General features: G+C 43.5%; 20 protein-coding genes. 12 read left to right on the plus strand and 8 right to left on the minus strand.

Going from position 1 to position 23928, the window contains the following annotated elements; genetic code table 11:
* The first annotated feature begins 21 nt into the window (after positions 1-21).
* Positions 22-591, plus strand: a complete 570-nt coding sequence (locus N483_RS15470) for a hypothetical protein (RefSeq protein WP_023399656.1) — start codon at positions 22-24, stop codon at positions 589-591.
* Positions 592-652: 61 nt separating this feature from the next.
* Here N483_RS15470 and N483_RS15475 read toward each other — a convergent pair whose 3' ends face one another.
* Positions 653-1048 carry an ExbD/TolR family protein gene (locus N483_RS15475; RefSeq protein ID WP_023399657.1) on the minus strand — a complete coding sequence of 132 codons (396 nt, stop codon included), beginning with the start codon at positions 1046-1048 and terminating at the stop codon, positions 653-655.
* 237 nt (positions 1049-1285) lie between these two features.
* On the opposite strand from N483_RS15475, the gene N483_RS15480 reads away from it, so the two are divergent.
* The 4 genes from N483_RS15480 to N483_RS15495 are packed head-to-tail and all read left to right on the plus strand — an operon-like array spanning position 1286 to position 7747.
* The gene (locus tag N483_RS15480) at positions 1286-2407 is read left to right on the plus strand and encodes a porin (protein WP_023399658.1); all 1122 of its coding nucleotides are present in this window, start codon (positions 1286-1288) and stop codon (positions 2405-2407) included.
* Between the two features lie 16 nt (positions 2408-2423).
* Positions 2424-4661, plus strand: coding sequence for a hypothetical protein (locus N483_RS15485; RefSeq protein WP_023399659.1), 2238 nt, complete (start codon positions 2424-2426; stop codon positions 4659-4661).
* A gap of 41 nt (positions 4662-4702) precedes the next feature.
* Positions 4703-6643 (plus strand): SLC13 family permease, encoded by a 1941-nt coding sequence (locus N483_RS15490; RefSeq protein ID WP_023399660.1) that lies wholly within the window; start codon positions 4703-4705, stop codon positions 6641-6643.
* A 15-nt stretch (positions 6644-6658) separates the two neighbouring features.
* Positions 6659-7747, plus strand: a complete 1089-nt coding sequence (locus N483_RS15495) for an ABC transporter substrate-binding protein (protein WP_023399661.1) — start codon at positions 6659-6661, stop codon at positions 7745-7747.
* On the opposite strand, the gene N483_RS15500 is transcribed toward N483_RS15495, so the two are convergent.
* On the minus strand, positions 7748-8182 hold the full coding sequence (locus tag N483_RS15500) for a hypothetical protein (RefSeq protein WP_023399662.1): 435 nt from the start codon (positions 8180-8182) through the stop codon (positions 7748-7750).
* A gap of 171 nt (positions 8183-8353) precedes the next feature.
* On the opposite strand from N483_RS15500, the gene N483_RS15505 reads away from it, so the two are divergent.
* Complete coding sequence (locus tag N483_RS15505; RefSeq protein WP_023399663.1) at positions 8354-9721, plus strand: serine hydrolase domain-containing protein; 1368 nt, start codon at positions 8354-8356, stop codon at positions 9719-9721.
* A 46-nt stretch (positions 9722-9767) separates the two neighbouring features.
* Here N483_RS15505 and N483_RS15510 read toward each other — a convergent pair whose 3' ends face one another.
* From N483_RS15510 to N483_RS15520, 3 genes are all read right to left on the minus strand, one after another.
* A complete protein-coding gene (locus N483_RS15510) occupies positions 9768-11954 on the minus strand; it encodes a DUF6359 domain-containing protein (RefSeq protein WP_023399664.1) in 2187 nt (728 codons plus the stop codon).
* A gap of 105 nt (positions 11955-12059) precedes the next feature.
* Positions 12060-14099, minus strand: coding sequence for a bifunctional 2',3'-cyclic-nucleotide 2'-phosphodiesterase/3'-nucleotidase (locus N483_RS15515; RefSeq protein ID WP_023399665.1), 2040 nt, complete (start codon positions 14097-14099; stop codon positions 12060-12062).
* A gap of 262 nt (positions 14100-14361) precedes the next feature.
* The gene (locus tag N483_RS15520) at positions 14362-15444 is read right to left on the minus strand and encodes a helix-turn-helix transcriptional regulator (RefSeq protein ID WP_023399666.1); all 1083 of its coding nucleotides are present in this window, start codon (positions 15442-15444) and stop codon (positions 14362-14364) included.
* 195 nt (positions 15445-15639) lie between these two features.
* On the opposite strand from N483_RS15520, the gene N483_RS15525 reads away from it, so the two are divergent.
* Positions 15640-16488: a DUF2306 domain-containing protein gene (locus N483_RS15525; RefSeq protein WP_023399667.1), complete on the plus strand. Its 849-nt coding sequence runs from the start codon at positions 15640-15642 to the stop codon at positions 16486-16488.
* A 48-nt stretch (positions 16489-16536) separates the two neighbouring features.
* Here N483_RS15525 and N483_RS15530 read toward each other — a convergent pair whose 3' ends face one another.
* Together N483_RS15530 and N483_RS15535 are read right to left on the minus strand one after the other, a co-directional pair.
* Positions 16537-16980 (minus strand): nuclear transport factor 2 family protein, encoded by a 444-nt coding sequence (locus N483_RS15530; RefSeq protein ID WP_023399668.1) that lies wholly within the window; start codon positions 16978-16980, stop codon positions 16537-16539.
* A gap of 203 nt (positions 16981-17183) precedes the next feature.
* Positions 17184-17879, minus strand: coding sequence for a LipL32 family surface lipoprotein (locus tag N483_RS15535; RefSeq protein ID WP_023399669.1), 696 nt, complete (start codon positions 17877-17879; stop codon positions 17184-17186).
* Positions 17880-18129: 250 nt separating this feature from the next.
* Between N483_RS15535 and N483_RS15540 the strand changes: the two genes are divergently transcribed.
* The 4 genes from N483_RS15540 to N483_RS15555 all read left to right on the plus strand — a co-directional run bounded on the left by N483_RS15540 (position 18130) and on the right by N483_RS15555 (position 21206).
* Positions 18130-19251: a saccharopine dehydrogenase family protein gene (locus N483_RS15540; RefSeq protein WP_023399670.1), complete on the plus strand. Its 1122-nt coding sequence runs from the start codon at positions 18130-18132 to the stop codon at positions 19249-19251.
* Positions 19248-19724 carry a DUF2269 family protein gene (locus N483_RS15545; protein WP_023399671.1) on the plus strand — a complete coding sequence of 159 codons (477 nt, stop codon included), beginning with the start codon at positions 19248-19250 and terminating at the stop codon, positions 19722-19724. The genes N483_RS15540 and N483_RS15545 overlap by 4 nt, the downstream gene beginning before the upstream one ends.
* A gap of 3 nt (positions 19725-19727) precedes the next feature.
* A complete protein-coding gene (locus N483_RS15550; protein WP_023399672.1) occupies positions 19728-20111 on the plus strand; it encodes a DoxX-like family protein in 384 nt (127 codons plus the stop codon).
* A gap of 93 nt (positions 20112-20204) precedes the next feature.
* Positions 20205-21206, plus strand: a complete 1002-nt coding sequence (locus N483_RS15555) for a tetratricopeptide repeat protein (RefSeq protein WP_023399673.1) — start codon at positions 20205-20207, stop codon at positions 21204-21206.
* A gap of 132 nt (positions 21207-21338) precedes the next feature.
* Here the strand turns inward: N483_RS15555 and N483_RS15560 are convergent, their stop codons facing one another.
* Positions 21339-21542, minus strand: a complete 204-nt coding sequence (locus tag N483_RS15560) for a hypothetical protein (RefSeq protein WP_023399674.1) — start codon at positions 21540-21542, stop codon at positions 21339-21341.
* A 318-nt stretch (positions 21543-21860) separates the two neighbouring features.
* Between N483_RS15560 and N483_RS15565 the strand changes: the two genes are divergently transcribed.
* Complete coding sequence (locus N483_RS15565) at positions 21861-23918, plus strand: S9 family peptidase (RefSeq protein WP_023399675.1); 2058 nt, start codon at positions 21861-21863, stop codon at positions 23916-23918.
* Positions 23919-23928 lie beyond the last annotated feature (10 nt).

A 23928-nucleotide genomic window follows, 5' to 3' on the forward strand; every position in this document is an offset into this window, starting at 1 on the left:
ATGACATAAAAGGATAAGACAATGTCTGAAGCAAATCGTATTTTAGGTGGTTTTGGCCCAATCGTATTGGCGCAGGATTTTGACAAAGAATACATCAATGCATTTGAACATATTAATAAGCGTGAAGGTGTGGATATCAAACCTTTAGCTGGACAATCTCAGATTGTAAATGGCACCAACTATGCGTTTTATTGCTTTGTGTCACCGGCTGTGGCGCCAAACGTACCAAAAGTAAATCGCCTAGAGCTGATTGTAGTCAATCAACAAGGTGAACATTTTACTCAGCTATCGGATCGCACATTCAGTGAGCCTGTATTAGTGCCGCCGATTGGCTCGTTTGATTCAGTTGCCTTACGTGATGACTTCAGTGAAGCGGAGCTGCGTGCCGCACAACAGATCGAATCACTGGAAGGTGTTAATTACAAGATTCTGGCCGCACAGCAACAGGTTGTTGCAGGTCTTAACTTTGCGTTTTATTCAGTTGTGATCCCGGTTACACCAAATGCTCAGGCATTCTTTGCGCGAATTGATGCACACCGTGATTTTGAAGGCAAGTTAGTCAACACCCAGCTTCACCATATTAACCCTTAGTATTGGCTGCCATGGTGTAATGTGATGCGACACCATGGCTTCTTCCCTTCGCCTTTCTCTACTAACTACCCAAAGCAACGGGGGCATCAGTTTGTGATTTAATCGCATTTAACACTGTAACCAGCGTGTTGTGCTCACTCATTGCGTGTGCTTTTAAGCTAATCGAAGTTATCTCCCCTTGGGCTGCCAATCGAGCGATGTTCACTGCGATGGCGTCAGGGTCTACCTGTTTTTGATTCAAGAAAATACGGTTTCGCTGATCGATGCTAAATTGGGGAGTCAAAGTTTGCGAGAGTGTAACGTTTGCCTTGTTTGGTCTATCAATATCAAGAACGTGTGCTTTTTGAAAGCTGGCTGTCACAATAAAAAAGATCAGCAGAATGAAAACGATATCGAGCATAGGGTTCATATCAACATCAGTGTTCGAGGGCGCAGCGGTGTGGTTTTTATGCTTCATATAGTTCACCTTGTTTCTGAGGAATGTGTGTTTATATGTATAACGTTGGGCGCAGAAAAAAGGGGTGATGAATGGGCCACTTTTTTGTGAAAAGTGTGTATTTGGGTGTTGTACTTGGTTTTTAGCATTAATGAATGAATCGTAATATTCACGCTATTTTACCTTCAGAGCCCCAATTATTGTGCGCTCAACATACAGATACTGGATGTGTTTATAGCAACCAATCTGAGTATCAAAATGAAATTAAGCTCTCTATTTCCACTCTGTGCATCTGGATGTTTTTTGGTGCCATCACTGACTCATGCGACGACTTCGTCACTTCAGGCTAAAAATGACCATGCCCCTCAGGTATATGGCCGTGCTCGTTTGTCCTTTAATACAGCCGATTTGGGAGAACAAAGTACGGCTGAGGATACCCGCCGACAGTTTATTGCGACGCATGGTTCTAGGTTAGGTGTAAAAGGCAAACAAACGGTCGATGAGCAATGGCAAGGGCTGTATAAAATTGAATTTGGCATTAAGGCCTCAGGTGATGAAGACAGTGAATTTTGGTCTTTGCGTAATACCTATGTGGGGCTAAAGCACCGTGATGCTGGGCGGTTCCGAATTGGTAAAATTGATACTGCTTATAAATCGATGACAGGAAAGCTCGATATATTTTCTGGCACTGTGGCAGATTACAATCAAGTCATTGGTGCGGCCAGCGGCGAAAAAGCATCGAAGCTTTTCAACGTACGGGCCAAGCAAGTGGTTGTCTATGATAGAGCCCTGCTCAAAGATTTATCCATATCAGCTAGTTACTCAGAAAATCAGCTGGCAACTGAAGATGTTGAAGTCGGTGAGCGAGACAATGTGTCATTCGCACTGCGCCAAAACAAAGGTGCTTTTACATTTGTTACGGGCTATGAACGGCAGCGCTTCGCTGATATCGAGTTGTCTGGCAAAAAAGTTGCGCTGCAATATCGACTGCAAAAGGGCAAATTTAGCTGGATGTATGAATCCATCACGGATTCTCGCCTTGCCTCTAGCTATTCCCGAGATGCTTTTTTATTCAATGCGCAATGGCAACACGATCATTTCACCTATAAAGCGCAATTGTGGCGAGCGGGAGAAAGCGACGCAGGCAACGATGGCGCAAAAGGTGTGAGCATCGGGGTTATATATCGTTTCTCCAAGCAGTTAAGCTCGTCGCTTATTTACTCTGCAATCAATAATGAGGCTCATGGCCGCTATGGTTTTAATGCCGGAGTTAGTCCCACCGTTACACCAGCCAAGTCTAATATCCTGAGCGATGGCACTGAGCAAGGGGCAGATCTCGCCATTGTGTCACTGGGTTTAAATTATCACTTTGGCTATTAAGCAGGTGTAACAGTGTATGCTTGATTATTTGATCCGATGCAATCGCTATGTTGGACTGTTGTTACTGCTCTTGCTTATTTATTTGGTCCCTCAGTACTTCCAAAATAAAACCCAGGTGTTTGAACAAAAAAACACGTTGGCGTACGAAGAGACCCTCTATGCAGCTAAGCATATTGAGCGACAAATTGCATACCTTATCGAGGTTGGCGACACCATAAAATCTCAGCTAAGTGAAGAGAATTTCAGCCAGCAGCATATGAGTTTAGCGTTAAATACAAAAGTTAAACGCATATTGACTCAGACATTGCAGAGCAACAAACACCGCCAAGAAGGACAGATTTTTGCTGTTGGCGTATCGCTGGACAAGCATATACTCAATACACCGGATGCAATTGCCAGTGATCAATATGAATTGAAGTCTTGGTATGCATTTCAGTCTAACAACCAAATTCAAATTAAACCCAAAAACTATGATTACACGCAAATAGGCAGTAAAAAAACTCAGTGGTATACCAAAGCCGTAGAGCAAGGGCGTGCAATTTGGCAAGAGCCTAAATTCAGCAGCACCAGTGGTGCATACATTATCGGCTACTCTATCCCATTTTTTACCGATGCGAGTCGCTCTCAAATTGCGGGTGTGATCTCTCTCAACTACTCCCTGACCGAGCTTAAATCCATTATGCGTGCGCGGCACTTTTGGAAAACTGGATATGGTTTTGTGGTGTCTGAGCAAGGCAATCTGATTTATCACCCGAATGAACAACTGGCTAAACAAGAAGTGGTGCTAACTAATGGCGGTGTGAGCCAGTATGCCAGTAAAAAAGATGTGATTTTAGCCTGTTATCTGCGCGGTGGGGCTTGTTTTACAGAGCGGTTGTTGCAGCGAGAGGCACAAGCAAAAACATTTCAATTGCAAAGTGGTAAAGCAAAAGTGTTCTCTAAACTCATTGCCCACACCAACTGGCAATTGCATGTGGTGTTTATGACCAATGAACTGGGATATAACGCCAAAGAATTGCATCGCATGTACGTTAACTTGGTATTGGTTTCAACACTATTTGTGATCAACTGCATTATAGGTCTGTATTTTAAGACTAGACATCGCATTACAACACCGAGTTGGTTGCCATCTAGTTGGCTGTTTGTCGGGGCGATTTCCATGAGTTTTATGGTGGGCCTTGCACTGATCGCCAAAGAGGCAAGTGTTCATTTATACGAGCACCAGAGCGACTCACTTAAGCTCACCGATGAGCAAGATGTATCAAAAGCGCGGGCGAGATACCTGAGATACAGCGATCAAATAAAACAGCACCCTGCCCAGTTTGTGAAAACAGGTATATTGGTGCGCTCCATTGAATACCAAAACCTCAATGAGCTGGTGATCAGTGGGTACATTTGGCAAAAGTATGATCTTGACGGTCTTATTGAAGATGAGCAAAAGGGCGTGGTGTTTGCCGATGCTGTAGATGGCAAGTTATTTTATCGCTTCGGTGAGCATCACTATCGGGACATAACACATAACACCGAAACCCTTGGCTGGTATTTTAAAGTCGTCTTGCCATTGGCAATTGACCACAGTTATTACCCATTTGACAGTGGTACGGTTTCATTGCGCTTAAAGCACCTAAACATGGCAAATAACATTGTTTTGGAGCCCGATTTAAATGCTTACCCCTTGGTTTACCACTCTGCTAAACCAGGCCTCAACACCGCCGCTAAATTGGCTGGGTGGGATATCGCAAATAGTTATTTCAGTTTGCGCAAAAGTCATTATGAAACGGACTTTGGTATAAGCAATTACATCGATAGATATAACCTCGCTGAGCTGTACTTCAATGTGTCTATCAAGCGCGCTTTTATCAATCCATTAATCACCCATGTCGCGCCGATGATGATGGTGTTTATCATTTTATTTTTGTTATTGATTTTATCCACGGCAAATCAAAGCCAGGCGGATGTGTTTGGATTCAACCCCATGGCGGTGATCACAGGTTCCTCAGCTTTGATGTTTTCAACCATGCTGTGGCACAGCACACTCAGAGGCGAGTTAAACGATGCGGGGATCAATTATTACGAGAGTTACTATTTTCTCGCCTATTTAGCCTTAGCGCTAGTGACCATTAATAGTGTGTTGTTGTCACGTACAGAGCGTATGTATTTCATCCACCACAAAGATAACTTATTACCCAGACTGTTTTATTGGCCCTTTTTAAGTTGTGCCTTGTTTTTTATTACCTATTTGAAACTAGGTTGATTTCAATTCGATTTAAGTAGCGACAAGCTCGGAACCATATTATGAATGAACAATTATTAGCAAATAAACACAGTGCGCTTGACGGCGTCCACTCAGATGGGGAGGCCAGTCGTGATTTACCTGTATTACAGCGAGATATTGAGCGCCTTAGCCAAACAGAAGAGTTCGAAGATTGGAGCCGACAGCAGCTCGCGAGATTATTGCCTTATATACAAAAGTATCAAGTTGCCCCTGGTGAAAAACTGTTTCAACAAGGGGAGTCGGCTGAGCAATATTATGTACTACTAACTGGTAGTGTGCTGCTGACGAGCTCCACAGGAGAGTGCCAAACCTTGAGTGAGGGGGTAGTAGGTAAAGAAGCGCTACTTGGCGTGAATGGCTATCTCAGTGAGGTCGTTGTTTTAGAGTCATCGATATTTTTGGCCATTCCAAGTGATAAAGCCCATGAAATTGCGCCTGAACACACCGCCTCTAAGGACATGTTTCGCAAAGTGTTACTAGAGCAAGTGCACACGCCTGCGGCGCTGGATGCACAGCAAGAGCTGCTAGAAGTCCCTGAAGTTGATACTCAATATAAAGACTGGTTCAAGGCGCTGGGTTGGCTTTTGGTTGTTCTGACGCCCGCTTGTATCTTGTATTTTGGCGAGCAAGGAGGAGATGCACTGCTTAATTGGCGGCAAAAGCAATTTATCGCCGCATTTAGTGTGACTTTAATTATGTGGGTATTTCAACTCATTCCTATGTACGCCGCAGGTTTGTTTACTCTCATTATTTGCTTAAGTTTGGGCGTGGTGCCCAGCGAGGTCGCGTTGTCAGGCTATGCGTCGGGGAGTTTTTTTATGGCCTTGAGCATTTTTGGTTTGGGCTCGGTGTTGGTCGCATCAGGCGCAACATACCGCGTTGTATTATGGATTTTGCAACGCTGCCCAAACTCGACCTTCAGTTACAATTTTAGTTTGTTGCTACTGGGGATTTTCTTGACGCCCATGATCCCAAGCTCCAATGGCCGAGTGGGGCTATTGTCACCCATGTTGGTCGATATGAGTAAAAGTCTGGGATTCAAAAATGGCAGTGCGGCAGCAACGCGTTTAAGCCTATCTATGTTTGCTGGCGTGAGTATTTTTTCAGCCATATTTATGACCAGTAAATCACTTAACTTATTGGTGTTTAGCTTACTGCCTGTGCAGCGCCGAGAAGAATTTCAATGGATGAATTGGTTTACCGCGGCATCTGTAGCGGGCTTGGTGATGTTGACACTATTTTTGGTGTGTTCACATTTTATGTTTAAACACAGTGAAAAACCTAAAATATCGAAGCAAGACATAAAAGATCAACTGGCTATGCTAGGCCCAATAACGAGTTTAGAGTGGTTTGCCTTGTGTGGCGTATTGTTTTTTCTGTTGGCTGTGGTCACAGCTTCATTTCATAAAATCCAGCTATCATGGGTAAGTTTAACGGTATTATTTGTCTTTTTAGCTCTGGGTATGATCAGCAACAAGCAAATTAAAAATGACATTGATTGGCGTTTTTTGATTTTGCTTGGTTCAATGATTGGCATGGTGCATATCCTCAACTATACACAAATTGATGTGTTACTCAGTGAACGACTAAATCTTGTTGGTGTGTTTATGGCCCAAGATTTTGAGTTTTTTGTACTGATATTAATAGGCATTGTTTTTGCGCTGCGATTATTCTTACCGATAAATGCTGCCGGTATGCTCACTGCCGCTATTTTTATTCCTTTGGCAGAGTCACATGGTATTGATCCTTGGGTGGTGGCCTTTATCATTCTCATGCTTGCAGAGTGTTGGCTTTTTCCCTATCAAGCCTCGTATTTTGTGATGTTTCAGGGAGTCGTTCAGAAAAAAGCAAAACTTTACAACCATGCCTCTTTTCTTAAATTTAACGCGCTGTCGGTGCTGTTTCGCATCGTGGCCATCTATTGCACACTGCCGTTTTTTCGCTGGTTAAACATGTTATAAGACAAGGAGCCCATCATGGTTAATCACTTAAATCGATTGATCCCGTTACTATTTATATTCGGATTTATTGCTTACACCCTTATTGCGGTACAAAACAAACCCAGAGTGCTGGTTCTGCACAGTTATCACATTGGTTACTCTTGGACTGATAGGGTTAATATCGGGATAGCCCAAGTCCTAAAAGATGAGGCATTTTCGGTACGATATCATTATATGGATACCAAGCGTCATTCTGGCAGCGGGTTTAAATCGCGCGCGGGCACGCGTGCTCAAAAGTTGATTGATAGCTGGGAGCCGCATGTGATCATCGCAGTTGATGACAACGCGCAAAAATATGTGACCAAACACTATTTAAATCACCCCAAGATAAACGTGGTATTTTCTGGCGTAAACGCCAAACCTGAGGCGTATGGTTTTGATCAAGCAGATAATGTAACGGGAATTTTAGAGCGACGGCCGCTGCCGATTGTCAAAGAAAGTATCTTAAAAATATTTTTTCCCGATAGCATTAATATCGCCGATTCTAATCCGGTAGACGTGGTTTTCATTACCGATAACTCGACAACCAGTAAGTTAAATATTGAGTTGATCAAGCAATATACTTGGGCGCCAGAAATTAACCTAGATATCATCAAAGTTTGTAGTTACAAACAATGGCAAGAAGCGGTGTTATTGGCCAATCAGCAATCTGATTTAATTTTATTAAATGGCTACAAAACACTGGTCCCAGCCAAAGATGCCGAAGGGAAAGATCCATGTAATAGCAAAGGGAAAGATCGTGTAGCAGTTAAAGAAGTGATCAAGTGGACACAGGAAAACACCGCCAATGTGCCTGTACTTGGGTTTTCTTCTTCCTATGTTAATGATGGAGGACAAATAGCGTTTAGTGCGTCGCCAGTTGAGCAAGGCCATGTAGCCAGCGAAATGGCCATTCAAATAATTCACGGTAAACGCCCCAGTGAGCTGCCTATAGAAAGTGCTAAGCAGTTTACCTTTTACATGCGTGAGTCACTATTTGAGCGTTACCCTGATATTGAAATTCCTTTTGTATATAAAGCATTGGCAAGGGCGACGGGCAATTACTATGAAAGTGATAAAAAGTAACTAGATGGGTGTCTGCGAGTCTTTAAGGCGTTCCAACACATTAATGGCACTGAGGTAATGCTCTTTAGAAGCGCGGGAATGCCCCCCCAATGAAGCTGATATCTGAAACGTATATTTCATATCATTGAGCATGTCATGTTTTTTTAGAGGTGTCTCGTTCATAGATGAGGGGGCCATTAAGATCATCATTTGGGAGGTATTAATAAAGCCGGCTTCGAATAAATCTCGTGACATAGCGCCTGCTTCTGCCTCTGAGATATTGTGCACATCATATTTATTGGCAATGGATTGCCATTTAGTTTCCGCAGTTTTGCCGCCTTCGCTTATCAGTACCTGCTCTGTGTCGGTGGCATTGTTCTGATCGAGCTTTGCTGTTTTTGCCGTTGCGGTGCTCGAATAGTTGTAAAGTGAGTATGTTGCGTCGTTTACATTCATCGTTTGCGTGTCCTTTGCATATCGCGAGTGTAAATAACTAAGCAGGCTTAATGCCAAGAATATCCCGACAGTTTTATATACTTTGTAACAACAAAGAACACTTTTTCGACAACAAAAGGAGAGCCTAGATGCTTGAATAATAGGCGTAAACCAAACCACAAGGAAATTGAGATGAAACCTTCTTTAATTGTTACAGTAATAGCGGCAACTTTGTCACTAGGCACCGCAGATGCGATGGCTAGTGATTCCAAATCTTATCAAAAGGAATATCGTAAAGTACTGCGCAGTGAACTTAGCCACAGTGAACCTGGGGCTGCTGCTTTGATCAGTAAAGACGGTGACGTGATTTTTAAAAAAGCCATTGGCCGTGCCAACTTAGAGTTGAATGTACCCCTAAAAGCCAAAAGTGTTTTTAAAATTGGCTCAATCACCAAGCAGTTTACCGCCGCGGCGATTATGATTTTGCAAGAGCGTGGGAAGTTGTCTGTAACGGATGATATTCATAAATATGTGCCCAACTTTCCTACTGACGGGCATGTGGTCACTATCGAGCACTTATTAACGCATACGTCAGGCATTGCCAATTACACCGAGGATAGAGAGTTGATGCTAAAAGAAGCAACAGCTCCAGCAACCTTGGATGAGATACTTACAAGGATTGCTCAGCACCCGATGAAATTCCAGCCCGGCGATGATATGGCTTATTCAAATACAGGCTATCTATTGCTAGGTAAGATCATAGAGGTGGCCAGCGGACAGTCCTATGCGGAGTTTATAGATGAGCAAATCTTTCAAAAACTAGATATGAAAAATAGCCATTATGCTGGACGCAAAGTCATCAAAAATCACGTGTCAGGCTATGATGCTACATCAAATGGTTATATTACTCCCGTCCATGTTGACACGAGTTGGCCTCATGCTGCAGGTGCGCTTTCTTCCAATGTGTTTGACTTAAATACTTGGTTTTATGCGCTTGCAAATGAACAATTAATCAGTGAGCAAAGCTACCAGCAAATGCTGGCACCGGTAACATTAAATGATGGTCGCATTTCGAATTATGGATATGGCATTGCTGTGGCCACCTTGGGCGATTACCAAGTGATCACGCACAATGGCGGGATCAATGGCTTTGTTTCTGATGCGCTATATGTGCCTGAAGAGGCACTTTATGTTGCTGTGTTGTCAAACAACACCAATATTTCGCCACCAGTTCTTAGCCAGCGCTTGGCAGCAAAAGCGCTAGATATAAATATGCCGAGCTTTAAAGAAGTTTCTCTCTCCGATGAACAACTTCGCGCGTTTGCGGGTGATTATCGCCTGCAAAATGGGGCTGTCTATACGGTCGCTTATTATCAAGGTGACTTGTATTTCCTACAGCAGGGATGGGGGTATCAAGAGTTATATGCGATGTCGCCAAATAGCTTCTTTTTTGAGGACAGTAATATCTACCTCACTTTCACCCAAAATAGCGATGGTCAGGCGGTATTGAATCAATATGTGAACTTTTCATCGACACCTATTAAAGCAATAAGACAGTAAAACAAAAGGTTCGGGCCAATGTTGCCCGAACCTCGTCACGATATGATTAATTTAACAGCGTTAACTTGCTCACACTGCGCACACCTGGGTGGCTCATATAGTCATTTTTAATGCCTTCGACTCTCAAGCGTTTACCGATTAATTCAGGATTGAGTAAAGGGCTGTATGTATCGCGCTGTGAAGACTCAAGCTTAATATAAAGTTTATTACCAGTATTGTTTGAGTCTGTCAGTTCCAGTGCATATTTATTATTAATTGCTGCTGTGATAGTGCCAGATACAACCACAGGTTGACCATTGCTCATTGCTAACACATCAGAGACACTGAGATCGCTGCCTTGATCTGGGTTAGTGCTATTGTCATCTGAAGTCAGAGTAATACTCGAAACTTGGCGTACCCCGGGCTGACTCATATAGCTGTCACGTACCCCTTTGATCACTAAAGTTGCATTGAGCACATCCGGGTTCAACACAGGACTAAACTGCGCGCGCTGGCTGCTTTCTAATTTGATATTGATGGTAAAGCTTGGATCATTAATGTCTTCTAAAATCAATGCATAAATATTATTTAAAGCAGACTTTACTCGACCAGTTAACTCGATAGACTCACCTTGTGCAGTGGCCAATGCTTGTTCAACTGACATGTATGACGGCGCTATTTGCAATTCAGTGACATAGCGAATGCCTGGTTCACCCATATAGCTGTTGCGCTTTCCTGTCACAATAATATTTTGATTTAAAATTGCAGGGTTTAGCTGTGGGTTAAAGTCGGCTCTTTGGTTGCTTTCCAGCTTAACAAAAATGTGTGTTGCGGGATTGTTGAGGTCGCTTAGTTGCAATCCGTAAATACCATTGACCGCCGCAGTAACCTTACCGATCACGACCAGAGGTGTATTCTGCTGTGCCGCTAACGCATCGCTGACAGATACAGCATTACCCGGTGTAGGGTTTGGATCCGGGTCAGGATCAGGATTTGTTTGACCGTCTCCATATGGAGCATTAAACGAATTGTTTTTGTAGGTATCTGTGTCCCATGGATTAAAACCGCTAGCTGGCGTGCCCCACGGTTGACCATTGTTGGGATCTGACATTTCTTGAGATGCCATGGGGGTCGGTGTAGCAAACCCGCTGGCATGGCCATTTTGACCATCGAAGTATTGATAACTTTCAGGGGATGCAAGCCAGTTTATGATATTAACAGCGAGTACAGAAGCATGACCGGGATCTGTCCAACCAGGATAGGTTTTTTTAGTGTTGCCGTTGTCTTGGCGACGGTATTTTGGTGTCGCATCTTCTATCGGAGATGAATCACCGATGAAAGCGGCTTTACCGGCACCAGATTTGGCGATAGCAACGTAGGGGCCTTCAGCTTTTCCGCCAAAATATAATCCGTCATCTTTGGCATGTCGCCATTTGACTGGTGTATCTGACTCTGAGAAGTAAACCAGTCCCTTGGCTTTTTGTGGGTCAACAATTGCGAGGGTTGCACCAGCTGCCATCAAGATCGGGTCAACACCTTGTGTGATCCCTTCAGTTTGAGTGCTAGGTTCTACACCACTCACACCTTGTTTGTAATCAACACCATTAAAACGGAAGCGGATCCCAAAGTTTTCAACTAGCCATCCAGCATGAGCCGATTTGGGGTTGCGCCAGTCGCCATATGCGCCACCCATGTTATATTTACTCAGATCTGAGCGGTTGTAGCCGTTGAATACTTCGGTCGCGTCCCAAGTATTTAAATTGCGATCCGCATCATAGTGATCGGCAACGAAAAATATGCCTTTGCCACTGGCGACATATTGCTCAAGCGCAGCTTGCTCAGCCAATGTAAATGGTCTATTGGTTTCCGCCAGTACAAACACATCGGCGTCTTTGATTGCATCAAAGGTAATGATGGCTTCATTTGTTTGTGCGCCATTAGTACGATCATCGTAAAAGCGGATACGGCCATCATTGTTTAGGTCAACACCGCGGTATTCTTTGACGGTATAACCTTGTTGAACAAGTGCGTCTGCAAAGTCTGAAAAAGCGCCGTCAATGACCCAGTCAGCATTGCCTTCAACGCCACCATGAGATACGTCAAAATAAACGGTCTTGCCGTTATTATTGGCTGCACTAGGTACTTTAACTGGCGCTGTGTTATTCCAGTCGTAGGCTGCGGCGGTTGTAAAGGTTGAATGGGCAAGTAAACCCGCACTGAGCAAGACTGATAAAGTCAGTTTATTTACAGTCATTTTTCAATTCCCGTTGGTTTGGTTTATTGTTACAGCCAACTTCCTAAATAGCTGCAAAGGAGGTGAGGTGCACTCTTTTGTGCACCCCGTATGGGTATTTGGGTGTTATTGGTTGTTAAGTTGAGATAAGTTCAGCTGATACAGTGCAAAGCCAGCTTCATTGGTTTTATCAAGCGGCTGAATATGGTTGAATTGTTCACTGTATGTTTTAGCGTGTTCACTGTTTGACGTAGTGAACTGAATTTGTGCGTTTTCAATGGCAGTAAATGACCAGTTCAAATCGGCAGAAGGATCTAAACCTTTCCCTTCATTAGCACCGCTTTGGTGGGTGATATAATTGGCAACAACTTGACGATTCTCATCAGGTGATGGGTTGATGATTTTATCAGCGCTGATGCCCGGGAAGTTACCACCACCAGAAGCGCGATAGTTATTGGTGACAACTAAAAAAGCTTGTTCTTGGGAAATAGGCTTTCCTTGATATGAGAGTGCTTTGATACGCTGCCCATCAGATACTTTTTCGCCTTTGCTGTTGTAACGCGCAGGTTGAGTGATATCTATTTGGTAAGTGACGCCGTCGATAACATCGAAATTATATGAAGGGAAGTCGCCATTGATCAATGACTGCATTTCCATTGAATCAGGGTCAATTTGATTAAACTGCCCAGCCGACATTTCTAGCCACTCTTTTACTTCGGCGCCATTTAACTTCAAGATTGTTAGTGTATTTGGGTAGATATACAAATCGGCAACGTTACGGTAGGCAATATCACCAGCAGCGATATAGGTATAGTCGTCGGCGCCTCCACGTCCAGCTCTAAATGGTGCGCCGGCAGAAAGAATAGGTAAGCCATCATACTCACTTCCCTGCACCGCTTCTTGAGTATACCAGGTCTGTGCATCGGTCACGATTTGGATGGAAGGGTCATCGTTGACGAGGGCAAAGAAGCTATTTACTTGATTGGTGATTTTTGCAAAAGGTTCATTTACCCAAGTGCGAGTTTCTTCGTGGTCATGATGCACAGCAGCTTCAATATCGGCATCGTTGTCAGCCAAAGAGGTGACGTTTCTATCTGCATCTTGTTCATATATCGGCATGAGTGTCGATTGCGATCCTGTTACAGCCCAGCCGTCAGCTTGATAGGTGAGAGTTACATCGATAATACCGAGGTGATTGCCCCAAAAGCCCGGCATAACGGCGGCCACGCCATTAACCGTGCCTTTTTTGGTGTCAATCCCTTTGTCTTCCATGCCTTCATAGCGTGGGCCTGGGAAATTGGTATGAGAATGACCAAACATGATGGCATCAATACCGGCAACTTTAGACAGGTGGTAGCTGGCGTTTTCTTGTTTTTCAGTATGTGCGGAGGTATCGATCCCTGAGTGTGGAATGGCAATGATGATATCCGCGCCTTTTGACTTCATCTCTGGCACGTATTTGTTCGCCATCGCGACGATGTCTTTGGCAATGACTTTACCTTCAAGGTTAGCCTTATCCCATTGCATGATTTGCGGAGGCACAAATCCGATATAACCGACTTTGATGGTATGAGTATTACCATCTGTATCTACAAATGCTTTGTCTTGAATAAGATAGGGAGAGAACAGAGGCTCATCATTGCTATCATCATCGTCTCCATCGTATTTAAAGACATTGGCAGAAATATAGGGGAAATTTGCGTCATCAATGGCTTCTTGTAAAAACTCTAAACCGAAATTAAATTCATGGTTACCAATATTGGCAACGTCATAGTCCAAGGTGTTCATCGCTTTATAAACAGGGTGAACTTCACCGTCTTGCAGGGTTTTTATTTTAGCTATGTAGTCACCTAAGGGACTACCTTGGATGAGATCGCCATTGTCGACAAGTACTGAGTTTTGCGCTTCGTTTCTTGCTTTATGGATTAAGGCTGCGGTTTTTACTAGGCCGACTTTGTTGTCTTGCGCATCTGTAAAATAGTTAAAATTAAGCACATTGGCATGTAGATCTGTGGTTTCCATCAGGCGCAACTCGATAGCTGTGCCAATCACCACTTCTTGATTTGGGACTTTGGCTTTAACTTCGTTGTCATCTGAATCAAAACAACCCGTTAATAAGGTGGTTGTGCTACATAACAGCGCCAATGGCAGTAATTTTGTTTTCATAATCCTTTCTCATTTATCGGTTTTAGTGACGCTACTATAGAGAGCAAAAAAGACAAATAAGCTAAGAAAAAGTGGCAAGTTGGTTCCAAAAATATGACAAAAATATTGAGTGGAAGAATCGTGTTCGGTTTGTTCTGAAATACTTTTACCTTATTAATTTATATGAAATTATTTATTTTTAGGTTGGGTGAAATGCCTGTGGGTTAGAATTTTTTATTTTGGTTTTAGGCGTATTTTACATCGTTTTTAAGACCGGAGAGGGTCAGATAGATACCTGTGTCGCAGGTGGTAGAGTTTGTCTATATTGGTTTGGTGTTGAGCCTGTATAGGCTTTAAAGGCGCGAGTAAATGGACCGACGGAGGCAAAACCGCTTTCAAGCCCAACGACAAGTACCGACCAATGTTGTTTATCGGCGTCGCTTAATAACTGCATGGCATGTTGAATACGAAGCTCATTGATATACTGGTTAAAGTTACGGGCGCCCATATGCTCTCGTAATGTTTTGCTGATCTTGTACTCAGAGACATCGAGTTTCCTTGCAATGTCTGCCACTTTTAAATTTGTTTGCAAGTAGCCTTGTTGCTCGATGATAAGGTTGTGAATTTGCTTTGCAAGGAAGTTAGTCGCTTCAGCGCTGGGAGCTAGTGGTTTTAAACTATGTGCGTGAGGCGCAGTAGTGTCCTCTTGTGCTTGTTTGCGCAATGTGCTGCGCCAAATAAGCAGTGCTTGTAAGCAAATTAAGATACCTATGGTGAGCAGCGATGTGATCAAATCCAGCTGGGCTGGGTTTCCATTAAGCACATTTTGCGCGGTTTTACTGATCAAAATAGCACTACCAAAAATGCTTAAAAACACAATGCGCTGTTGTTTATCCCTGCGAGATGCACGATTAAACCCTCTACAGGCTTCCCAGCAAGAGAGCATCAATATGCCTGACGACAGTAAAAGGGTGACCTCTCCCAACGAGCTGACCAACAAGCTAAGCCAGCGGGAGTGCAGGGTCCAGTGTGCCGTGACAAAGAGGTAACCTTGCTGAAACACGACCAGTACAGCAATCGTAATTGCAACGGCGATGTGCTGCCATGCAATCGGATTCTTTTCTCGAAAGAGCGCTCTTGCGATCAACCAAAAGCAATTACAAGTTGCACAGGCAAGCATGCCGATAAGGTATTGATAGGGACCAAAGTCTGCGCCAGTAATACGTTTGGCTGCGGTCATTGCAACTGAGCCACAGAAGATTGCAAATAAAATATGGAGTGTCTTTTTATTACGCACACCGAGCTGAGCAAATAGCAATATAAGGCTAACAGCTAGCAAAATGACATGAATGTGTGGCTGTGTCATGTTGTGGTCCTAAAGCTCGAGCGCAGGTAAAAAGTCAACATGTCAATCGTACTCAACTGGTCCCCATACCTCAATTTTGCTTTTGTAAGTAAAGATTGCAAAAAATCATGCGCCGAATTTCGAATTCGGTGCGACTAGTCGCTTTATTTTTGCCACCTTAGTAAATAAATCAATAGATTACAAAAAGGGGCTAAGATGATTTCTTCGACTTTATCACAATTTAAAATACCCACATTGACGGCTGAAAAAACGCTCTACGGTGCGGCTAAAAGCTGGATGGTGGTGGCCTTGGTAGGCCAGTGGGCATTTGCCATCTATATCTTGAGTTTATATGCGCTGCCATTGGTTATGGGGAGTATTGAAAAAGCGGGAGCGATATCTCCAGCGCAAGGACTCAATAGCAATATTAATTTTCAATCAGCGATATTTTTTGCGCATGTATTACCAGCAGCTTTAATGGCATTAAGTGGTTTATTTCAACTGATCCCGAATGCGCGCAAGCGCTACCCTCGTTTTCACCGCTACAATGGTCGCGTATTCTTTTTACTTGGCCTGTCAGGAGCGTTGACCGGGTTATATCTAACATGGGGTGCAGGTCACCGACTAAGCGATATAGGGTCATTGGGGGTCACGCTCAATGGGATTTTGATCCCTATTACCATTTACTTTGCTTGGCGTTATGCCATCGAAAAGCGTTTCGGTGCACATCAACGTATGGCGGTACATAGTTTCTTATTGGTAAATGGGGTTTGGACGTTTCGTCTGTATCTGATGGGGTGGTATTTGGTCAATCAAGGGATGAATGGTAACACGCTAACACTTGATGGTCCTGTTGATATATTTCTTTCATTCGCCTGTTATCTGTTGCCAATGGCCATGTATGAAATAATTTTATGGGGTAAACGCCACCAACATGTGGGTGTTAAATGGTGTGTAGCTGGGGTAGCTTGCTTTGGTGTTTTGATCACTTTTATTGGTGTTTCTGCCGCTGGGATGATGATGTGGTATCCAAGCATAAATGCAATCTTAACGGCTGTGCTTTAAATTTCCTTCAGTGCGCTGAGCTTATGCGGTCAGCGCGCTTGTTCGAGCTTAGGGTAGTTCAGGTATGACTGTTTGTTTGAAACGGGTATAACCTTTGTGTGCTATTTTCCACTCGTTTTGTACTTTAAGGAAAAATAAGTAATCGGTATAGGCTGTGCCCGTTTCGACATTGACATTGTTGACCTTGGCCATCGCTGCATCATGTGTGATGTCGATAAAATAGACTCTTGTTTTTAAGGTCTCCGGCGCACGGGTCTTTAATCCCTCTGCTAGTTTGTCACCTTGTAGTATCCAAGGTTTGCCTCTGACATTACCTATCATTTGCATCTCAGGTAGAAATACGTCTTGTAAGTTTTGTGCATTGGCTTCAGAAAAGGCAGCGAAATATTTGTTGATAGCAGCGCGGATTGCGGTTTCATCATCTGATTGTGCCGCGCTAATTGGGGTATGTAGCAATGTGACTAAAAATAAAAAGCACTGGTACTTTTTCATAACGAGTTCCTTGTAAATTCTTATTAAATGACCTCTTCTATGTGTGTGAAAATACAAATTTGGCCTATTAATTAGCCTAGTTTGTACCCCTAGTTGGTGCAAGTGTGTGCAGCTTATAAAATAAGCTATTGGTCGCAGGATCCTGTAGGCTGGTTACTGGTGGGGAGGGTTAAGGTGATGCACTGCATCACCTTGATGTATTTTTATAACTTACCGTCATTAACCAGCTTATGAAGTTCTTCCAATGAAGCCGCAATTTTCACACCGGGTACATTGGTACCAATGGTGGCTTCAAACGAGCCCTCTACTTGAGAGCGGAAAGAAGTGAATGAAATACGATAAACCCCTCTGACTAAAGATTCGGTCGGGTTGTTTAAATTGGTTGTTTGTCTCAATAGCGAGTTGTAATAAGCGCCACTGGGATTTGCTGGTAGCTCTTGTGTGTCATCGTTGTATCCCAATGGCTGCAATACTTTACCGCCTTGCGCTATTTTTTTGCTATCGATGATATTCATGCGATCAAAAACGATGTAAGTATCAAAGTACTTAGCTTGGTCTTTTTCCATTCCCGGAGCAAAGTTTGTGTGCACAAAGTCTTTGTCAGTTGGTTTTGACTCAACGGGCGATTGCATTGAGATACCAATTTCGTCAACAGCGGCAGGTACCCAAGCGTACAAATAGTATGTATCTTTCCCTTTATACACGCCTTCTGGTTTGACCGTAGCGTCAACATAGCCATAGTAATTGACGTAGTTTGCATAAGGGGCTCTAACCTCTAATGGACCAACTCCCTGAGATAGAGAACTTTTTAAATAAGGTGATTGAGATGTGCTCATACAAGCGGTAAGTGTGGCAAGAGAAAGGACAGCTATCACCTTTCCTGTTGTTTTAAGCGTCATTAAATAACTCCTTGTCCTGATAGAATTCAAGGCAAGTCTAGTTGTGATCGCACACTTTGCAATGTGAAATGAATGGATTTTTCTTCATCTTAAAAAGTTGAAACTGCGTCAACCCCATCGCTTTTTTGTGTCTGTGATTTTAGGTATTATAGCGGTCTGTAAAGGTTGTTGATTTGTAATAGATTCTTTTGCCTTTATGGGCTTAAAACCTGCAATCTTGATGCTGTGGTGTTAGAAGTAAGGATAGGCAATGTCAAAAAAGGTAATCATATTAGGCGGCTATGGTAATTTTGGTCAGCGAATAGCTAAATCTTTAGCTAGTCACGATATTACCTTGGTAATAGCAGGAAGAAATCTAGCAAAAGCAGAACACTATGTGGAGCTACTGAAACAATCCGCTAAAGCAACACTTGAAGCTTGGCAGATAGATTTGCATGCAAGCGCATTTTCACAGCAATTAAAAGCACAAAAGCCGTTTATGGTGATCCACACAGGGGGGCCTTATCAAGGCCAAAGCTACGCAGTACCGAAGGCCTGCATTGACGCTGGTGCCCATTATATTGATTTGGCTGATGACCGACAGTTTGTATGTAATATTGGCAGTTTAGATAAATTGGCGCGGGAAAGTGGTGTGTTAGTCGTAAGTGGTGCCAGTTCGGTGCCGGGGTTATCTTCGGCGGTGATCGAGCACTTTTTACCTTTGTTTGAAAATATAGACAGTATTGATATCGCCATCGCACCCGGTAACAAAGCCCAAAGAGGCACCGCAACAATTGAGGCCATTCTAACCTACACCGGGCATCCTTTTTCGGTATTTAGACAAGGTCGCTGGCAACCCGCCTATGGTTGGATGGATGCTAAAAGCCATGACTTTGGCGGTATTGCAAAGCGCCGTTTGTTAGCCAATGTAGATGTGCCAGATCTGGCCTTATTTCCCGATCGGTATGGTGTTTCCGAGCGAGTTAGTTTTCAAGCTGGGTTGGAATTACCTTTATTACACTGGGGAATGGTCGCAATGGCCGCCATTGCAAAGTGGAAAATAGTCAAAAATTGGGCTCCTTTGGCCAAGCGGCTCGATGTTTTGAGCAACTGCTTTTTAAAATTTGGCAGCGATATTGGCGCAATGGAGGTATCGATTAAGGGACGAGATTTAAGCGCCCAGCCTCAGACATTGACTTGGCGACTGTATGCGCCAAATGGTCAGGGGCCTTATATTCCCACTTTTTCAGCGATAATTCTTGCTAAAAAACTGTTATCAGATAGCGTCGCTCACCGAGGAGCCACCGCGTGCGTTAGTCTGCTGAAACTATCGGAATTTTATACGCACTTCAATGCGTTTGGCATATATCAAAAAGAGCAGGTATTGAAATGATGGAGCCTTATTTTATCGCCAAATTTATTCATATCTTAGCGGCGATTGTGGTGATGGGGACGGGCGCAGGTATCGCGTTTTTTATGTTCATGGCAAACCGCTCTAATAACCCTCAAGCAATTTATGTGACCACGCAACATGTTGTATTAGGAGACTGGCTATTTACTACACCGGCCGTTGTCACACAGATAGTAAGTGGTCTCTATCTAATGCATTTGCTTGGCTATTCCTTTCAATCCCCTTGGTTTTTCGCGGTTGCCGGGCTTTTTGGTTTTATAGGTCTTTGTTGGCTACCAGTATTGAAAATACAATATCGATTACGTCGATTAGCCAAAGAGTCTATCGAAAAAGGGCATGTGACTGCAGAATTTAAAGCCTTAATGCGACGTTGGACCCTGTTGGGGGTCCCGGCTTTTATCGCTATTTTAGGGTTATTAGTGCTCATGGTCTTTAAGCCACTATCGGTGGTATAACTGATGTTTTTACAGCACAACACATTGTATAACTATGCCTGCTTTAGCCTCGCTTTTATCTGGATATTTACTGGCTTAACTTCAGTGTTTTTTGCGCCACATATTGGTTTTGATATTCTTGCAGAAGCACAAATTTATGGCTCCGTGGCCAAGGCCGCTGTCTATGGTGGTGGCGCATTGGATATTGGGTTGGGGTTATGGTTGTTGGTTAAGAAAAAAATCAAATTGTGTTGTGTGGTGCAGGTGCTGACTATTATTGTATATAGCGGGCTATTATCTTGGATTGATAGCAGTTTTTGGTTGCATCCGTTTGGGCCCGTTACTAAAAACTTGCCAATAATTGTGCTTATTTTATGGGTCTATCATACTGATTCAAAGCAACCATAGCGGTCAGTGTTTTGCGTATCAAGCGCTCGGTTATTTTGAATAATACGCGCTGCCTATCTATATTTTAGTTAACTTATTCGGTGGAGAGGTGATGTGCGAGCTGCTGAGGTAATTGCCTTACTTAGTCTTATTTCAGGTACGGTTGTGGCCGCTCCGCTGGACGATAAGCTTAAAGAAGCGGAGGATTATCTACGTGTTGATCCTTCTCGAACACTGAAAATTCTCAATAATATACCTACGCCTCACGCCTTGACGGATGTACAGCAAATTAGATGGCATATTGCTGCGATGCGGGCGTCCGTATTTACTGGCGATCTGAAACAAATTATTGATTCTATAGAAGCAATTTTTCATCATCAAACACATCCATACTTTATTGATAAGCTCGTAACTGTAACGAGTGGCACTGGTATTTGGCTGCGTAAACACGATTACATCATTGACGCACAGATCAGTCTTGAGTGCTCGGTGAAGTATGCCATTAACGATAGGCAAAGGCTGACCATTACAAATAGTTTGGCACTGCTTGCTCGGCAACTTGATGAATTGGAAAAAGCGAAAGCCTTGTATAGCAAAGCGCAGAAATTAGCGAAACTTGCAGATAGAAAGAACTTATTGGCAATCATTGAGAATAACCAGGGTTTGATCGCACTGGAAGAGGGGCGTATTGAGCGGGCAGAGCAGCACTTCAGGGCGGCACTGGCAGGTTATCAAAATATTGATAAACGCTCGGGCCAGATCTCTGCAGGCGTAAATTTACTATTTGTCTTTGCCTTGCAGCAACAATGGGTCAATTTTCAAAGGTTATATAGCCCAACAGAAACCTTAACGTTGGCATTTCCAAATGCGGGCAAGCAGGCTTTGCTACTGTGGCTCAATACACGATTTAAGCATATGCATGGGGAGCCTTTAACCGTTGAAGAAAAGAAATCGCTGCTCGACGCTTACGCACAGTTAGATGATGATAGGATCCGTAAGTTAGTGCGCGAACACTTATCAACAGGCATGGATATGGTGTTACCAGGATTAAAAAAGCCGGCCACAAAGCGTTTTAATCGACCATGGTTTGAAAAAGTGAAGCGCTGTGACTGGTAGTCGCTGAAACGGATTGCAGTTGCTTGTGGGCTCATCGGTAACTAAAGCGAGCTATCGCATGTGGAAAGTTTACTGCTTATCAATGCCGTACCACCTAGATCGGCATTAATATGGGGAACCTAGTACAGATTATTAGCCTTGACACCAACCTCTGGTATTACAACCTTTATACGGGGTTGTGATACAGGGTCCATTGGTCCAGCATGGCATTTGACCAGATTGACACCAATAGTCTTTCGAGGCAATAGCACCACCGCCAATTTGCCTAGTTGCATCTGAATCGAGTCGTTTTTGGCTTAACTGCTTAATGCCTTTTTTATTTAGTTTTAATTTCATGTTATATCCTTTTTGTTTGTTTTTTGTACTGCATGCTCAGAGTCACAATTAACCTCGTGTTAGTCAATTGCATTTTTTTTATAGTGTGATTGTGTGCTTCAATGGTATGAGCTTTGCAGGATTTAAAAGAGGGTTTTCAGTGTGAAGTCGATCATCTCTTACTACGGTAATTAGTCGCAGTTGTTTTGAATAGTCCATTTGTTTAAGGCATCTTAGCACTGAACTGATAATTGATATAATGTAACAATACTCATTGACATCTTATGTCGGTAAAAACCGTGATGTTAAGGCGATGAGTTCATTACTAAGAGTCTGAATATGAAAAATAAAAACAAGCTACATTTGACGCTGTTGGCAGCGAGTATGCTAGCGCTACCAGCTATGGCTAAAGATACTCACTCAAACAACACGTGGCAGTATGAGGATGTGTTCAATATTGAATACGCGGCTTCCCCGCAGGTTCACCCCGACGGTTATAAGGTTGTCTACGAGCGAAGAGCGATGGACATCATGTCTGATAGCACTCGTATTAACCTATGGGAGGTAGATTTAAAAACCAATACCCATCAACCATTATTGTCTGGTAAAAATCATTTTCGCGGCGCGCAGTATTCACCAGATGGTAAGCGATTGGCATATTTAGCTAATGCAGAGGGGGATAATCAGCTGTATGTACGTTGGTTAGACTCAGGGCAAACGGCAAGGGTAACCAATGTGCATCAGAGTGTGGGCAATATAAGCTGGTCGCCAGATGGTAAATGGATAGCATTCACCATGTTTAAGCCAAAGAGCAAAAGCGGCCTTTTCAAAGATATGCCAAAGAAGCCTAAGGGCGCTCAGTGGGCGGGTAATGCAACATATATAGATGACATGCTGTACAAGCGTGATGGCGGTGGCTTTATTAAACATGGTTATCATCATATTTATGTGGTACCAGCGGAAGGCGGAACACCTCGACAATTGACGCAAGGGGACTTTCATCACCGCTCGTCATTAACTTGGAGCAAAGATGGAAAAGCGCTTTATTTCAATGCAGATCGTCATGATGATTGGCAAAATAGGCCACGCCAATCAGATATTTATCGCATCAATGTCGCTGATAGCCAGGTTACTCAAATCACCGATAGCAACGGTCCCGAGTATCGTCCTAAACTGAATCAGCAAAGAGATAAAATTGCCTATCTCCACTATGAAGATAAGCGCTTATCGAGCCAAAATTTTGATATTTACATGATGGATCCAGATGGCAAAAACCCGGTCAATCTCACCGAGTCATTAGATCGCCCAATCAGTGCCCATCAATGGGATAAAAAAGGACGTGGGCTTTACTTTAGCTATGTAGATCATGGTCAGCAATATGTAGGTCATGTCACTTTAAAAGGCAAAGTGACAGAGAAAGTTGCTGAGCTGGGAGGATTGTCACTTGGACGTCCGTATACTTCGGGCCATTTTGCCGTAGCTGGTAGTGGTCGCTTGGTGGTCACCACAGCTGATGCACAGCGACCTGCTGATCTAGCACTGGTGGACAAAAGAAGAAAATCAGTACAGCTTACAGACTTAAATGAAGATTTGTTAGGGCATAAAAAGACTGCTGAGGTCAAAGCAATCACCGTCAAGTCTTCGGTCGATGGCAGAGACATTCAAGCTTGGTATGCTCTACCCCCTAATTTCGATGGTTCAAAGAAGTACCCAATGATTTTGGAGATCCATGGTGGTCCACACACCGCATATGGTCCGAACTACAGCACGGAAGTGCAACTGATGGCGTCAAAAGGCTATGTGGTGGTCTGGGCTAATCCAAGGGGCAGCACGTCTTATGGTCAGGAATTTGCCAACCTCATTCACCATGATTATCCGTCAAAGGATTACAACGACCTTATCGATGTCGTCGATGGTATGGTGGCGAAAAAGTTTGTTGATGAAGATAACTTGTTTGTTACTGGCGGCTCAGGAGGCGGTGTATTAACAGCTTGGATCATTGGCAACACTGATCGCTTCAAAGCCGCCGTTGTGGCAAAACCTGTGATCAATTGGATTAGTTTTGCATTGACGGCAGATGCGTATAATTACTACGCAAAATATTGGATGCCAGGCATGCCATGGGAAGCAACAGAACACCTATGGAAGCATTCTCCACTGTCGCTGGTTGGCAATGTTAAAACGCCAACTATGTTGCTAACGGGTGAAAATGATTACCGCACGCCAATGAGTGAAACTGAGCAGTATTATCAAGCACTACAGCTGCGCGGTATAGAAACGGCAATGGTGCGTATCCCCAAAGCGGGGCATGGTATTGCCGCAAGGCCTAGTAACTTGATACAAAAAGTGGGTCATATCGTGGCTTGGTTTGAAAAATATCGAGATACCGACAAATAAAATCACAGAA

The organism is Pseudoalteromonas luteoviolacea NCIMB 1944, assembly GCF_001625565.1.
GTDB classification, from domain to species: Bacteria; Pseudomonadota; Gammaproteobacteria; order Enterobacterales; family Alteromonadaceae; genus Pseudoalteromonas; species Pseudoalteromonas luteoviolacea_F.